At 64.9% G+C, this 13542-nt stretch carries 12 protein-coding genes; 4 read left to right on the top strand and 8 right to left on the bottom strand.

Translation table 11 applies throughout. The annotated features are described in order from the left end of the window. The first annotated feature begins 50 nt into the window (after positions 1-50). The 4 genes from EI171_RS16180 (at position 51) to EI171_RS16165 (ending at position 5018) form a co-directional block, all read left to right on the top strand. Entirely contained in the window at positions 51-1316 is a 1266-nt protein-coding gene (locus EI171_RS16180; protein ID WP_202633152.1) for a hypothetical protein, read from the top strand. Between the two features lie 62 nt (positions 1317-1378). Next, a complete protein-coding gene (locus EI171_RS16175) occupies positions 1379-1663 on the top strand; it encodes a TonB-dependent receptor plug domain-containing protein (protein WP_202633151.1) in 285 nt (94 codons plus the stop codon). Between the two features lie 168 nt (positions 1664-1831). Continuing rightward, on the top strand, positions 1832-2713 hold the full coding sequence (blaBJP, locus tag EI171_RS16170; protein ID WP_161533942.1) for a BJP family subclass B3 metallo-beta-lactamase: 882 nt from the start codon (positions 1832-1834) through the stop codon (positions 2711-2713). Between the two features lie 295 nt (positions 2714-3008). Continuing rightward, positions 3009-5018, top strand: a complete 2010-nt coding sequence (locus EI171_RS16165; RefSeq protein ID WP_161533940.1) for a bifunctional diguanylate cyclase/phosphodiesterase — start codon at positions 3009-3011, stop codon at positions 5016-5018. A 2-nt stretch (positions 5019-5020) separates the two neighbouring features. Here EI171_RS16165 and EI171_RS16160 read toward each other — a convergent pair whose 3' ends face one another. Genes EI171_RS16160 through EI171_RS16125 form a run of 8 tightly spaced genes read right to left on the bottom strand, consistent with a single transcriptional unit; the run spans position 5021 to position 13384 of the window. Further along, positions 5021-5740 (bottom strand): ABC transporter ATP-binding protein, encoded by a 720-nt coding sequence (locus tag EI171_RS16160; RefSeq protein ID WP_038966750.1) that lies wholly within the window; start codon positions 5738-5740, stop codon positions 5021-5023. Then, positions 5733-6488: an ABC transporter ATP-binding protein gene (locus EI171_RS16155; RefSeq protein ID WP_028174344.1), complete on the bottom strand. Its 756-nt coding sequence runs from the start codon at positions 6486-6488 to the stop codon at positions 5733-5735. Before EI171_RS16155 ends, EI171_RS16160 begins: the two co-directional genes overlap by 8 nt. Next, positions 6485-7483, bottom strand: a complete 999-nt coding sequence (locus EI171_RS16150; protein ID WP_182869149.1) for a branched-chain amino acid ABC transporter permease — start codon at positions 7481-7483, stop codon at positions 6485-6487. The genes EI171_RS16155 and EI171_RS16150 overlap by 4 nt, the downstream gene beginning before the upstream one ends. Then, positions 7480-8355, bottom strand: coding sequence for a branched-chain amino acid ABC transporter permease (locus tag EI171_RS16145; protein ID WP_028174342.1), 876 nt, complete (start codon positions 8353-8355; stop codon positions 7480-7482). Before EI171_RS16145 ends, EI171_RS16150 begins: the two co-directional genes overlap by 4 nt. 11 nt (positions 8356-8366) lie before the next feature. Continuing rightward, a complete protein-coding gene (locus EI171_RS16140; RefSeq protein ID WP_161533938.1) occupies positions 8367-9608 on the bottom strand; it encodes an ABC transporter substrate-binding protein in 1242 nt (413 codons plus the stop codon). 22 nt (positions 9609-9630) lie between these two features. After that, positions 9631-12006, bottom strand: coding sequence for a xanthine dehydrogenase family protein molybdopterin-binding subunit (locus EI171_RS16135; protein WP_161533936.1), 2376 nt, complete (start codon positions 12004-12006; stop codon positions 9631-9633). Continuing rightward, the gene (locus tag EI171_RS16130; RefSeq protein WP_161533934.1) at positions 12003-12527 is read right to left on the bottom strand and encodes a (2Fe-2S)-binding protein; all 525 of its coding nucleotides are present in this window, start codon (positions 12525-12527) and stop codon (positions 12003-12005) included. Before EI171_RS16130 ends, EI171_RS16135 begins: the two co-directional genes overlap by 4 nt. After that, entirely contained in the window at positions 12524-13384 is an 861-nt protein-coding gene (locus EI171_RS16125) for a xanthine dehydrogenase family protein subunit M (protein ID WP_060908421.1), read from the bottom strand. The genes EI171_RS16130 and EI171_RS16125 overlap by 4 nt, the downstream gene beginning before the upstream one ends. Positions 13385-13542 lie beyond the last annotated feature (158 nt).

The following is a 13542-nucleotide window of genomic DNA, read 5'->3' as shown; positions in this document are numbered from 1 at the left end:
CACGCCGGGTACCTCTTGGACAACTCCCTGTGCTTTCGAGACTGATATCGTTGCTGCGCCGCATCCCTGCGGTGAAATGGGCGTTTACGAGGCTTCGGCCCTTGCCGCACGGCGGAAGCATTGACGCTTTGCCGATCGCCACGGACGATTCGCCTGCCATCGTCGTCGACGTTGCAGAGGCCGCGCGCACTCCCGACATCAGCATCAGCGCCGATCCACCGCTCAGCGACCCGGGCATCGCGGTCGCGGCGCCGGTCGCCGAGGACGACACTGCGATCTCTGTCATCGCGGAGAGTCCGCCGGCTGCGCGGACAGATACCGGCGACAGCGACGGTTCACCTCCGGAGACGCCGACGGAGGTCAACGAGGTCGTCGTGGAGGAGGCTTCGATCTCGTCTGTCGACGAGGAGACCGGGCCCGTTGATGTTCCCGAACTCACCGTCAGCGAGGCCGCACCTGCGGAACTCGGGACGGACGTCGAGTCGGTCGGCGCCGAAGAGGCCTCAGTCCCGTCTGTCGACGTCGATAGCGCGCCGGTCGACATTCCCGAACTCATCGTCAGTGGCAGTCCATCTCGCGAACTCTCGGCCGGCGTTGAGCCCGTCGTCGCCGAGGCGGCACCGGTTTCGTCCGTCGACGTTGAAATCGCTCCGGCTGCTACCCTCGACGTCGTCGTCAGCCACGAGCCACCTCCTGGCGTCTTCGTGGATGTTGAGCCGGCCGTCGTGGACGACCCGCCTGTTGCTCTTGTCGAGATCGAGGTCTCTGCGGCTGATATCCCAGCCGTCAGCGTCGACAGCGGGTCAACCGCCGACGTCGCCATGGAGATCGAGCCGGTCCCCGCAAGCGATCCCGAACCGGTCACAGCGGTCGCCACGGAGGACACTTCTGCCGCCACCTCTGCGGTCGACGCGGACATCGCGCCGGAGCCGATCCTTGCGTCTCCCGCACCGGAGATCCGCAGCGCACCGAAAGTTCGCGCAAAAGCGACGGAACCCGTCGATCGCGCGGCGCTGATCCGGCAGCGCTGCGCGGAGACCGGGATCAGGATGTGGAATCCGCGGCTTCACGGCACCGGCGATGCCACGCTGAACATCCAGGGCCGGGTCGAGCTGCTGCCGCCCGCGCCCGGCGAGACGATGCCGCGCTACGACAAGCTCGAGTTCAGGATGCTGGGCGGGCAGATCGTTTGCGAGGGCGTCATCGTCGAGGCGCCCGCACAGGCGAGCCATCGCAGCTTTACCCGGCTCGCCGAGCCAGGGAAGCCAGACCGGGTCCGCGAGCCGGTGCGGGAACGCCAGGCCGCTCTCGCCTGATCCTTTTCCCTGCGGGGATACTCGCCATATGCTAGGCTGACGCCCCGGATATGGGAGATCGCATGCCCGCGGCATCGTTGCGATTGATCGTGATCGTCGCCCTCTGCATCTCGCAAGGAGCATTGGCGGCGTCCAGTAAGCGGCCGCGCCACGTTCCGGCAGCGGCACCCGCCGTCGATCCCGCGGCGCCCTACAAAGCCGACCGGCTCTCGTCCTCGCGTGGCGAGACGATCCTCAATACGCCCGGCCAGACCACCGTGCTCACGCGGCAGGTCCTCGACGACATGAAGGCGACGAGCCTGCGGGACGCAATGCGCTCGACCGCCGGCGTGACGATCGGGCGATAGGCTCGCGCTCAGCTTTCACCTAACGCACAGATATTCCCGCACGGCCCATGAATTTTTGCGGACACGTGGCAGTTGCCCCGAGCGCCAGCCACGACGTAACTTGCGCACCGCTCGGGCCGCAACGCCCGCGCCAGACCAAAACGACAAGAACACTGTGGGAGGTAAACTATGAGAAGGCTGACGGCCGCGCTGTGTGCTCTGACCCTGCTCTCGACTGGCGCGCAGGCGCAAACCATCAAGGATTTTCTGGCAGTCGCCATGAAGAAATGGACGGCGCCGTTCAAGCCGTTCCAGCTCATCGACAACATCTACTATGTCGGAACCGACGGCATTGCCGTCTATGTCATCAAGACATCGCAGGGCCTGATCCTGATGGACACGGCGATGCCGCAGTCAACCGGCATGATCAAGGACAATATTGCGAAGCTCGGCTTCAAGGTTGCCGATATCAAGCTCATCCTCAACACGCACGCGCATCTCGACCACACCGGCGGCTTCGCCGAGATCAAGAAGGAGACCGGCGCGCAGCTCGTTGCCGGCGAGCGCGACAAGCCACTGCTCGAAGGCGGCTACTATCCGGGTGACGAGAAAAACGAGGACCTCGCCTTCCCCGCGGTGAAAGTCGATCGCGCGGTGAAGGAAGGCGACAAGGTCACGCTCGGAGACACCACGCTGACGGCACGCGCAACACCCGGCCACTCGCCGGGCTGCACGAGCTGGGAGATGAACGTCAAGGACGGCAAGGAGGACCGCGAGGTGCTGTTCTTCTGTAGCGGCACGGTGGCGCTGAACCGGCTGGTCGGCCAGCCGACCTATGCCGGCATCGTCGACTACCGCGCGACCTTCGCAAAGGCCAAGGCGATGAAGATCGACGTGCTGCTCGGGCCGCATCCGGAAGTCTATGGCATGCAGGCCAAGCGCGCAGAGATGAAGGATGGCGCGCCGAACCCGTTCGTCAAGCCGGGCGAGCTCGTGACCTACGCGACCAGCCTGTCGGAGGATTTCGACAAGCAGCTCGCCAAGCAGACCGCGGCGCTGGAGAAGAAATAGCGTCATCAGATGCTGCCTTCCACCTCTCCTCGGGCGGGGAGAGGTGCGGCAACAGGTTGCGCCGACGCACATGGTTAGCAGGGTGTAGCCGCAGCCTTGCAGTACTTTGCACTCGATACTGCTCGTTTCCATGGCCTCATATCGTTAACGCGACCTCACCAACGCACGCGAGCCGAACGGCTGCGGCAGCGTGCAACCACCGCTAGCCTTTCCGCACGAAACTCGTCTAACGCGCCCTTTACCCCCGCTGTGCAAGATCGCCCTCGTTTTGAAGGGATCCGGGGCGCGTATTTCAATGCCTATCGCCAATTTGACGTCTCATTTCTCCGCCGCCATGCGGCTGTTTCGCGTACCGGCGGACAACCCGGACCTGACGCGCGCGCAGTTCGGCGCCTTCTCCAAGCAGGTCCCGCTGCTCTACTTCATTCTCATGAGCAACACGATCGCGGTCGCCTACACATATGTGAACGTGGCGCCGGACTGGTTGACGATGATCGTGCCGAGCGCGCTGACCGTGCTTGCGGCCCTGCGCACCTTCTGGTGGCTGCGCCAGCGTCACCTCGTGCGCAGCGACGCCGACATCCTGCGCAGTCTGCGCGCCACCAACTGGATGACATTGCCGATCGGCGCAGGCTTCACCATCTGGTCCTTCGCCCTCTGCCCTTACGGCGATCCTTTCGCCAAGAGCCAGGTCGCCTTCTACATGGCGGTGACCGTGATCGGCTGCATCTTCTCGCTGATGCATCTGCGCTCCGCGGCGCTGATCGTGACGCTGGTCGTCGACGTGCCCTACGTGCTGTTCTTCTGGGCCACCGGCGAGCCGACGCTGAAGGCGATCGCGGTCAACAATCTGCTGGTCTCCGGCGCGATGGTGACGGTGCTGTTCATCTATTATCGCGACTTCGCCGACCTCGTTGCCAGCCGCAAATCGCTGCTGGCGCAGCAGGCGGCGACCCAGGCACTCTCGGACGAGAACTTCCGCCTCGCCAATCTCGATTCCCTCACCGAGCTGCCGAACCGCCGCCGCTTCTTTGCCGAGCTGTCGAGCGCCTTTACCGATGCCGAGCGAAGGAATGTTCGCGTCGCGATCGGCATCATCGATCTCGACGGCTTCAAGCCGATCAACGACAATTACGGGCACTCGGTCGGCGACCGCGTCCTGATCGAGGCGGGCCGACGCATCCGCGAGGCCTGCGAGGGCTTCGGCCCGCAGCGGGTGGAGTTCGCCCGGCTCGGCGGCGACGAGTTCGGTCTTGTCGTGTGCGGCGACCCCGAGGAGGCGGATCTGACGCGGCTCGGCGAACGCATCGGCGACCAGGTCAAGCTTCCCTACCAGCTCGACACCGCCCATACCGGTCTATCCTGCTCGATCGGCTTCGCATTGTTCCCGCAGTCGGCAACGACGGCGGAAGCGCTCTATGAATGCGCCGACTATTCGCTCTATCACGCCAAGCGCCATCTGCGCGGCCGCACCGTGATCTTCTCGAGCGAGCTCGAGGCCGAGATCCGCAGCCGCGGCGTCATCGAGAATCTGCTGCGCACCGCCGATTTCAGCACCGAGATGGACCTGGTGTTCCAGCCGATCGTGGACGCCATGAGCGAGCACACTACCGGCTTCGAGGTCCTGGCGCGCTGGCACAGCTCCCGCCTCGGCCTGGTTTCGCCGGCCGACTTCATCCCGGCCGCCGAGCGCATCGGCCTGATCCGGCCGCTGACGCAGGCGCTTCTGATCCGCGCACTCGCGACGGCCAGGACCTGGCCCGACCACATCCGCTTGTCGTTCAACCTCTCCGCCCACGACATCTGCTCGCCCGAAGGGATCCTGCCGCTGATCACCATCGTGGAGAAGAGCGGGCTGCCGCCACACCGGATCGATTTCGAGATCACCGAGACCGCCGTCACCTTCGACTTCGTGCGCGCGCAGCAGTCGATCGCGGCATTGAAGGCGATGGGCTGCGGCATTTCGCTGGACGATTTCGGCACCGGCTATTCCTCGCTGAGCCACGTGCACCGCCTGCCGCTCGACAAGATCAAGGTCGACCGCAGCTTCGTCGCCGACATCAACGACAATCCCGTCAGCCACAAGATCATCAAGTCGCTCACGGGCCTCTGCGACGACATGGAAATCGCCTGCGTGGTCGAGGGCGTCGAGACCCGCGCCCAGCTCGACAGCCTGCGCCGCCTGGGATGCGACTTCATCCAGGGCTACTATTTCGCAAAGCCCATGCGGGGCGATGCAATCGGCGAGTACCTCGCGAAGGAACGGCAACGCCTCGACGGCGCCGAGGCCAAGGTTGTGGCCTGAGGTCACACCGCGCAGTAGCGCTCCTGAATGTCCTTGTCCGCCAGCAGCGCCGCGGCGCTGCTTTGATGCACGACCTCGCCCTGGTCGATGATCACGGCACGATCGGCAAGCCGCAGGGCCCATTCGACATTCTGCTCCACCAGAAGCAACGTCTTGCCTTCATCACGCAGGCGGCGGAACAACACGCCCATCTCCTCGACCAGCACAGGCATGATCCCCTCCGAGGGCTCATCGAGCAGGACCATCCTGGGCCTGGCGATCAGGGCGCGCGCGATCGCCAGCATCTGTTGCTCGCCGCCGGAGAGCGTCACGCCCTCCTGATCGAGGCGTTCCTTCAGGCGCGGAAAGGTCTCGGCGATCTCGTCGATCGCGGTACGCTCATCGATCTCGCTGCCGGCAGCAACCAGGCCGAGCCGCAGGTTCTCGCGCACGGACAGGCCAGGGACGATGCGGCGCTCTTCGGGCACATAAGCGAGGCCAAGATGAAAGCGCTGATGGGCACGGAGCGGCAACAGCTCCCTGCCCGCAAAGCGCACGCGACCCGTCGCTTTCGGCATAAGGCCCATCATTGCCCGCAAGGTCGTGGTCTTGCCCGCACCATTGCGGCCGACGAGCGCAACCACTTCGCCCTCCTTCACCTGCAGGGAAATGCCGTGAAGGACATGGCTCGCGCCATACCAGGCGTGGAGGTTCTCGATTTCGAGCAGCGCGGTCTCAGCCATAGCCTTCACTCTGTCCGAGGTAGACCCGGCGGACTTCCGGATTGCTCCTGATCTCGTCGGGCGCGCCGTCCGCCAGCAGGCGGCCGTGATGCAGCACCACGACGCGCTTGGACAGGCCCAGCACCATCTTCATCTTGTGCTCCACCAGCAGCACGGTGCGCTTGTCGGCGAGCCGTTCGAGCAGCGCGACCATGTCCTTGGTCTCCTCCGGTCCCATGCCGGCGGTCGGCTCGTCGAGCAATAGCAATTCCGGCTCGGAGACCAGCGCAATCGCGATCTCCAGCGCGCGCTGCTGGCCATGCGACAGGAATTTTGCCAGCTCGCTACGCTTACCGAGCAGCCCGACAGCGTCGAGCGCGGCATCGGCCCGCACATTCAGCTCGGCCAGCCGGGCACGGTTGCGCCAGATGTCGTAGCCGACGGTCAGCGCCTGTGCTGCCACGCGCACGTTCTCGTGCACGGACAGGTCCGGGAAGATGTTGGTGATCTGGTAGGAGCGCGAGATGCCCTGATGCACGAAGCGATGCTGGGGCAGGCCATTCAGCTCGCGTCCCCTGAAGTGCAGCTTGCCCGAGGTCGGAGTCAAAGCACCCGAGAGAATGTTGAAGAAGGTGCTCTTGCCGGCGCCGTTCGGCCCGATGATCGAGGTGAGCTGTCCCGCCGCAAAGGACACGGTGATGCCTTCGAGCGCGACGAAGCCTCCAAAGCGCTTGCCGATCCCTTCGGCGCGAAGCAACTCGCCGCTCATGGCCGTGCCTTTCCGATGCCGAGCGCATCGAGCAGCGTGCCCCAGATGCCCTTGGGCAGGAACAGCACGAAGAGGACGAAGATCGCGCCGACAAAGATCTGCCAATGCGGCGTCCAGAGCGAGATGACGTCCTCCAGGATCAGGAAGCTCGCCGCGCCGACGAACGGGCCGAAGAAGCTGCGGGCGCCGCCGAGCAACACCATCATCACGATCATGCCGGAGGTCTGGTAGTGCAGGATGTCCAGCGGCACGATCGACAGATGCAGCGCCAGCATGCAGCCACCGAGCGAGGAGATCGCGCCCGACAGCATGAACACGATCAGCTTGCTGCGCTCGACGTCGTAGCCGCAGGCCCGCGCCCGCTGCTCGTTCTCGCGGATCGCCTCGATGACGGCACCGAACGGCGAGTTCAGGATGCGCGACTGGAACCACAGCGCCAGCGCCGCGAAGACCATCAGCACGTAGTATTTGTTGATGGGATCAAGAAAATTGACGGGAAGGCCGAACAGGCTGATGCGGTCGACGGTGAAGCCGCGCAGGCCGTTCTCGCCGCCGGTGAAGGACGAGGCCTGCAGCGCGACGTAATAGACGAGCTGGGCCAGCGCCAACGTTACCATGGAGAAGTAAATGCCACGGGTGCGTGTCGAGACGATGCCGATCGCAGCAGCGAGGCAGGTGCTGAGGAGCACGGCGATCGGCACCGCGGCGAACCAGGGCACGCCGTAGCGGCCGATCGCAATGCCGGTGAAGTAGGCGCCCGCGCCGAAGAAGGCGGCCTGGCCGAACGACAACAGCCCGGTGTAGCCGAACAACAGATTGTAGCCCATCACCACGACCCCGTAGATCAGGACGTTCACGGCCAGCGCCTGTGACGGCAGCAGCCAGGGCAGCACGGCAAGCACCGCGATCGAGAGCAGCACACGCTGGTCGAGAATCCAGGCGATCCCATTGCGCGAGGGCCGGGCTACCGACTCGCCGCTCGAAGGCAGCATCACGCGGTCCTCCCTCTGACGCCGAACAGGCCCTGCGGGCGGATCAGCAGCACCACCGCCATCAGCGCGAACATGACGATGGTCGCCATCTCAGGGGCGAACAGCGCGACCATGCTGATGGATATGCCGACCATGAGGCCGGCAACGACAGCCCCGACGATCGAACCAAGGCCACCGATCACGGTCACCACGAACGCCTCCGCAAGCACGAGCGAGCCCATCTCCGGATTGACGCTGCGCATGGGACCGGCGAGCACGCCGCCGAGCGCGGCGAGCCCGACGCCGAGGCCGAAGATCGCAAGCCAGACCCGGCCGATATCGACGCCGAGCACCTGCATGATGGTGGGATCGCGCGCGCCGGCGCGCACGATCAAGCCGATGCGGGTCTTTTCCAGTGTCAGCCAGAGCACCAGCAGCACCACGGCCACCAGCGCGATGACGAACAGGCGGTAGCGCGGGAAGAAGCCGATGCCGAGATCAAGCACGCCGACCAGTTGCGGCGGGGTTGGAAACGGAATGCCGTCGCTCCCGAACACGATGCGCACACCTTCGACGAGGATGTAGCTGAGGCCGAAGGTGAGCAGCAACGGATCGTCGATCGAGCGTCCATAGAGCCTGCGGATCAGGACGAACTCGATCAGCATGCCGAAGGCGCCGATCAGGATGGGAGCGAGCAGCAGTCCCCACCAGAAGCTTCCGGTGAGCGACGCCAGATACAGCCCAGCATAGGCCCCGATCATGAACAGCGCGCCATGGGCGAAATTCACCACCCCGAGCATGCCGAACACGATCGTCAATCCAAGCGCAGTGATCACCAGGACCGCCCCAAGGGCGATCCCGGAGAGAAGCTGCATGATGATCAGCGACAGGTCCATCGTCACAAGACTTACGTCGCGTGGCCGAGTTCGCTGCAGCTGCGCAGCATGTCGTCGGAGCCGGCGTCATTGGCGAGAATGGCGAACAGATCGTTGTCGTTGGCCATCGCGGACTTCTTCTTGGACTCCAGCACCAGCACCGACTGCACCGACTGATGATCGCATTTGCGGTAGTGCTGCGGCCCCTTGGTCAGATCGTACTGCAGCTTCTCCAGGGCATCGACGACCTTGTCGGTGTCGGTGCCGCCGGCGGCCTCGATGGCGGCCAGCAACGATCCGACGCCAGAATAGCCATAGGCACCGTAATCGGTCGGGATCGCGCCGCCGTTGGCGGCCTTGAATGCCGCGTTGAAGCTGGCTGCCGTCTTGCTCTGCGTCTCCAGGCCCCAATAATAGTTGGCACCGCCGACCACGCCCTCGAACACGTCAGGGCCAACCGCGAGGCGCTGGTTGTGCAGGATGACGGGCACGACGATCTTCATCTGCTGCTTCACGCCGAAATCGACCGCCTGCTTGATCGCGTTGGCCTGGTCCCGGCCGAAATTGGAGATGCAGAGCACGTCCGGTCGCATCGACATCAGCCGCGGCATGAAAGTGGAATAGTCGGCCGCCCCGAACGGATGCAGAATTTCGCCGACAGTGTCAGCACCAATGGTCGTCTGCGCGCGCTTGAAGCCGCGCAGCATCTCATGGCCGTAGGCGTAGTCGGCAACGAGATGGGCGACCTTCATGCCCTTCTTCAGGGTCTGCCGCGCTACCGCAGCGGTGGTCATGTGCGGGTTGAGCGCCTCGTGGAATGTGTACTTGCTGAAATCCTTGGCCTCGTTGATCGTGTCGGACTGACTGATCGAGACGTAGATCACGCCGCGGGCGCGGGTGACCTCGTTGACTGCGAGCTGCACGGCGCTGGAGAGCGCGCCGACCACCGCATGAACCTTGTCTTTCTCGATCAACTCCAATGTGCGGGTCGCAGCTTCGCCCGCATTGAGCTTATCGTCGCGCACCAAGAGCTCGACCTTGCGGCCGCCGATGCCGCCCTTGTCGTTGACGAGCTTGACGGCGAGCTCGGCGCATCTGACCTGGTCGCGCGCCTCCGCTGCGAACGGGCCCGTCAGCGGCGTCGGGAAGCCGATGCGGATCGTCTCATCGGCGGCGCGGCCGAGCCGGGGCATCGCGAGCAGCGCCGCGCTGGCCGAAAGGCCGGCGAGTGCGGTGCGGCGGGTTATTTTCGGGGTCGAACCGGATTTAGGCATAATTTCCTCCAGGGTCTTTTTTCTAGAAACGCTTCAGGGCTTTCAGGACTTTTGTCGGCGTGATCGGAATCGAGTTGATCGTGGCGCCGAACGGCGCGAGCGCGTCGTTGACCGCGTTGAGCACGCAGGCTGACGCCGCCGCCGTGCCGGCCTCGCCGACGCCCTTGGCGCCGAGCACGGTGTCGGCGGTCGGCGTCTCGACATGGCCGATGACGATGTCGGGCATCTCCATCGGCATCGGAACGAGGTAGTCGGCGAGCGAGCCATTCATGAGCTGACCGGTTTCGCTGTAGCGGCATTCTTCGAACAGCGCGGCACCCAGCCCCTGCACGACGCCGCCGCGGAGCTGCTCGTCCACCAACATCGGATTGATGACGCGGCCGCAATCCTCGACGATGAAATGCTTCAGCACCTTGATGAAGCCGGTCTCGACATCGACCTCCAGCGAACAGCCCTGAATGCCGTTGGTGAAGGCGAAGGGATAACCCTGGGGGGCGAAGTGATGGCTTACCGTGAGCTGCGCCTGCGTGCCCGGCGGCAGCGTGTCGGAGCGGAAATAGGCGATGCGCGCGATCTCCGCGATCGGCATTCGCTGGTTCCGCGTCACCGCATCGACGACCTCGCCATCGATGATGTCGAGCGCAGATGGCTGCTCCTGGAGGATCAGCGCGGCGATCTCCAGAATATTGCGCTTGAGCGCACGCGTGGCCTGGAGCGCGGTCTCGCCGCCGATGCCGGCGCCGCGGCAGGCCCAGGTGGCGCCGCCATGCGGCGTCACCTCGGTATCGCCGGTGATGACCTTGACATGCTCCTGCGCGAGGCCGAGCTGGTCGGCCACGATCTGGCTGATGATAGCCTCGGTGCCCTGCCCCTGCTCGGTGACCGAGATCAGGCAGCGCACCTCGCCCGACGGCGTCAGGCTGAGAATGGCGCCGTCCTGCGAGGAGATCCGCGCGCCTCCGACGCCATAGAAGGCCGGGCTCGGGTTGGTGATCTCGACAAAGGTGGCGATGCCAATGCCCCGATAGATGCCGCGCTTACGCAAATTCGCCTGCTCGGCACGCAGCGCGTCATAATCCATCATCTCATGCAGGCGCTTCAGGCAGGCCTGATGGGACAGCGCCTCGAAGCGGTAGCCGGTCGGCGAGGTCTGCGGATAGGCATCATCGGCGATCACGTTCTGTGCGCGGATGGCAAAGGGATCGAGCCCGACCTTGGCTGCGGCCATATCCACCAGCCGCTCGGTGACGGCGCAAGCGATGGGATGGCCGACAGCGCGATACTGGCTGGTCTGCACCTTGTTCTGGAAGAGCACCTCCAGCGTGGCGCGATAGTTCCTGAAGCGATAGGGCGCGCCCATCAGGCGGATCACCTGATTGCCTTCGACCACGCTGGTGCGCGGATAGGTCGAGAACGCGCCGATCGCGGTCAGGTCAAGGACGTCCATCGCCAGGATTTCGCCCTTGGCATCGACCGCCATGCGGGCCCGGACGCGATGGTCGCGGGCATGGATGTCGGAGACAAAGGATTCAATGCGGTCGGCGACATATTTGACGGGACGGCCGAGCAGGATCGAGAGGCCGACCACGGCCATGTCCTCGTGATAGACGTGCAGCTTCATCCCGAAGGAGCCGCCGATGTCGGTTGCGATGACGCGAACCCGGGCCTCGGGAATGCCGTAATGGCGCGAATAGAGATCCTGGAACTGGTAGGGCGTCTGCGTGGCGTGATGCACCGTGAGCGCGCTGGCAGCGGGATCATAGTCCGCGACGATCGCGCGCGGCTCCAGCGTCACGGCGGTGTGGCGGCCGAAGGAGAATTCCTCCTCCACCACGTGGGCCGCATGCGCGAAGGCCTCGTCGACGGTGCCGTTGTCGAGCTGAGCGCGAAAGCAGGTGTTGTTGGCGCTGCCGGGATTGATCACCGGCCCACCCGCTTCCCGCGCACTGTCGATATCGACAACGAGGGGAAGATCCTCGTAATCGATCTCGATCAGTTCCAGCGCGTCTTCCGCGATGGCCCGGCTCTCGGCGACGACGGCGACCACGGCCTGCCCGGCCCAGACCACGCGATCCAGCGGTAACGGCAATTGCGGCGCCGAGGTCATACCCTTGAAATGATCGAGCGTGCCGATCCAGGGCGTGCAGATTTTTGCGAGGTCCTCACCTGTGGCGACCAGATGCACGCCTTCGAGCGCACGGGTCTGCTCGGTGTTGACGGCGACGATCTTGGCGTGCGCATGCGGGCTGCGCAGGAACGCAGCGTACAGCATGCGCGGCAGGCGGAGATCGCTAACATAACGGCCGCGGCCGGCAAGCAACCGCTTGGCGTTCGGGCGTGGCACTGAACGGCCGATATAAGAGTTCGGGCGGTCGAGCGAGGTCAGAGGCGCGCTCATGTCGCGCCTCCGTTGTCGCTGCGCGCCTTGGCAACGGCGTCGATGGCGTCGACGATCGCTTCATAGCCGGTGCAGCGGCAATAATTGCCCGACAGCGCGTCGCGAATCTGCTCGCGGCTCGGCCGCACCACCTGCGACAGCAACTCGTGGGCGTTGACCAGCATGCCCGGCGTACAGAAGCCGCATTGCAGCGCGTTACGGCGATGGAATTCGGCCTGCAGATCGGCGATCACGCCGCTCTCGGAGAGGCCCTCGATGGTGTTGATGGTCGCGCCGTCGGCCTGGACGGCGAACATCAGGCAGGAATGTACGGCGCGGCCATCGAGCTGCACGAGGCAGACCCCGCAGGCGCCCATCTCGCAGCCGGCATGCGTCCCCGTCAGTTCGAGCGCATTGCGCAGGCAATCGACCAGCGTCTCGCGCGGCGCGACCTCGCAGGCAACCTTGCGGCCGTTGACGACGAGGCGGACCCGCACGGTCGCCTCGGCGTCCCCCAGCAGGGTTTCGTCGAAGCCGCTCATGCGCCCTCACCCAGACGTCCGAGCAGGCGTCCCAGCAGCACACGGGCGAGATGCAGCCGCATCGCCGGCGGCACCTCGTCGCTGTCAGGCGGCGCGAGATCGCCTTCGAGCGCGGCTTGGGCGACAGCGATACGCTCCGCATCGAGGGACGAGCCGATCAGGGTCGCCTCCGCTCCCTTCACCCGTGTCGGCGTATTGCCGACAGAGAAAAAGGAGATGCGGATGTCCTCGATGCGTTCGCCGGAGAAGGTCACAAGCATGCCGCAGCCGACCAATGCATAGTCGCCGCGCCGCCGCGCCAGTTCGTCGAACGCAAAGCGCTGGTCGGCCTTGAACAGGGGAACGTAGACAGCGGTGATCAGCTCGCCGGGCTGCAAGGCCGTCTCGAACAGGTCGATGAAGAAATCGTCGGCTTTCACCCGCCGGGCGCCGGAAGGACCCACGACCTCGATCTCGGCATCAAGCGCCAGCGTCATCGCTGGAAATTCGGAAGCCGGGTCGGCAAGCGCAACGCTGCCGCCAAAGGTGCCGCGGTTGCGAATCGCGGGATGGGCGACGAACGGCGCCGCGGCATGCAGCAGCGGCGCGAACTCGGCGATCAGCGGCTCGCTCAGCATCTCGCAATGGCGCGTCAGCGCGCCGATGCGCAAATAGCCGCCTTCGCGCCTGACGCCGCGCAGCTCGTCAATATGGGTGATGTCGATCAGGAGCCGCGGCGCCTGCAGCCGCAGCGACAAGGCCGGCACGAGGCTCTGGCCCCCGGCGATGAAGCGTGCCTCATCGCCAGCGCGCGCATGAGCGTCCAGCGCCTGGTCGATCGTCGCAGCACGAAAATAGCTGAAAGCCCTCGCCTTCACCGCCGTTTCCTCGATATCCGTCGGCTCATCAGCCGGGATGCCAGATTTGTAACCATCTGGTCTCAAAATCCTGACATGCCTCCGGGGAACGGTCAACAGGAAATGACCATTTGGTCACAAATGCACCTTGGGCTATGAAGGCAACAAGACGTGCGATT

The sequence above is a fragment of the Bradyrhizobium sp. LCT2 genome (genome assembly GCF_009931255.1).
In the GTDB taxonomy this organism is placed as follows: Bacteria; Pseudomonadota; Alphaproteobacteria; order Rhizobiales; family Xanthobacteraceae; genus Bradyrhizobium; species Bradyrhizobium diazoefficiens.
Note: the sequence above shows the minus strand (reverse complement) of the source record. Positions and strands in the feature narration are given on the sequence as shown.

Coding starts and splice junctions, on each gene's coding strand:
- EI171_RS16140 (WP_161533938.1), bottom strand. CDS start 9,608: ATGCCTAAATCCGGTTCGACCCCGAAAATAACCCGCCGCACCGCACTC.
- EI171_RS16175 (WP_202633151.1), top strand. CDS start 1,379: ATGCCCGCGGCATCGTTGCGATTGATCGTGATCGTCGCCCTCTGCATC.
- EI171_RS16135 (WP_161533936.1), bottom strand. CDS start 12,006: ATGAGCGCGCCTCTGACCTCGCTCGACCGCCCGAACTCTTATATCGGC.
- EI171_RS16165 (WP_161533940.1), top strand. CDS start 3,009: ATGCCTATCGCCAATTTGACGTCTCATTTCTCCGCCGCCATGCGGCTG.
- EI171_RS16145 (WP_028174342.1), bottom strand. CDS start 8,355: ATGGACCTGTCGCTGATCATCATGCAGCTTCTCTCCGGGATCGCCCTT.
- EI171_RS16130 (WP_161533934.1), bottom strand. CDS start 12,527: ATGAGCGGCTTCGACGAAACCCTGCTGGGGGACGCCGAGGCGACCGTG.
- blaBJP (WP_161533942.1), top strand. CDS start 1,832: ATGAGAAGGCTGACGGCCGCGCTGTGTGCTCTGACCCTGCTCTCGACT.
- EI171_RS16155 (WP_028174344.1), bottom strand. CDS start 6,488: ATGAGCGGCGAGTTGCTTCGCGCCGAAGGGATCGGCAAGCGCTTTGGA.
- EI171_RS16160 (WP_038966750.1), bottom strand. CDS start 5,740: ATGGCTGAGACCGCGCTGCTCGAAATCGAGAACCTCCACGCCTGGTAT.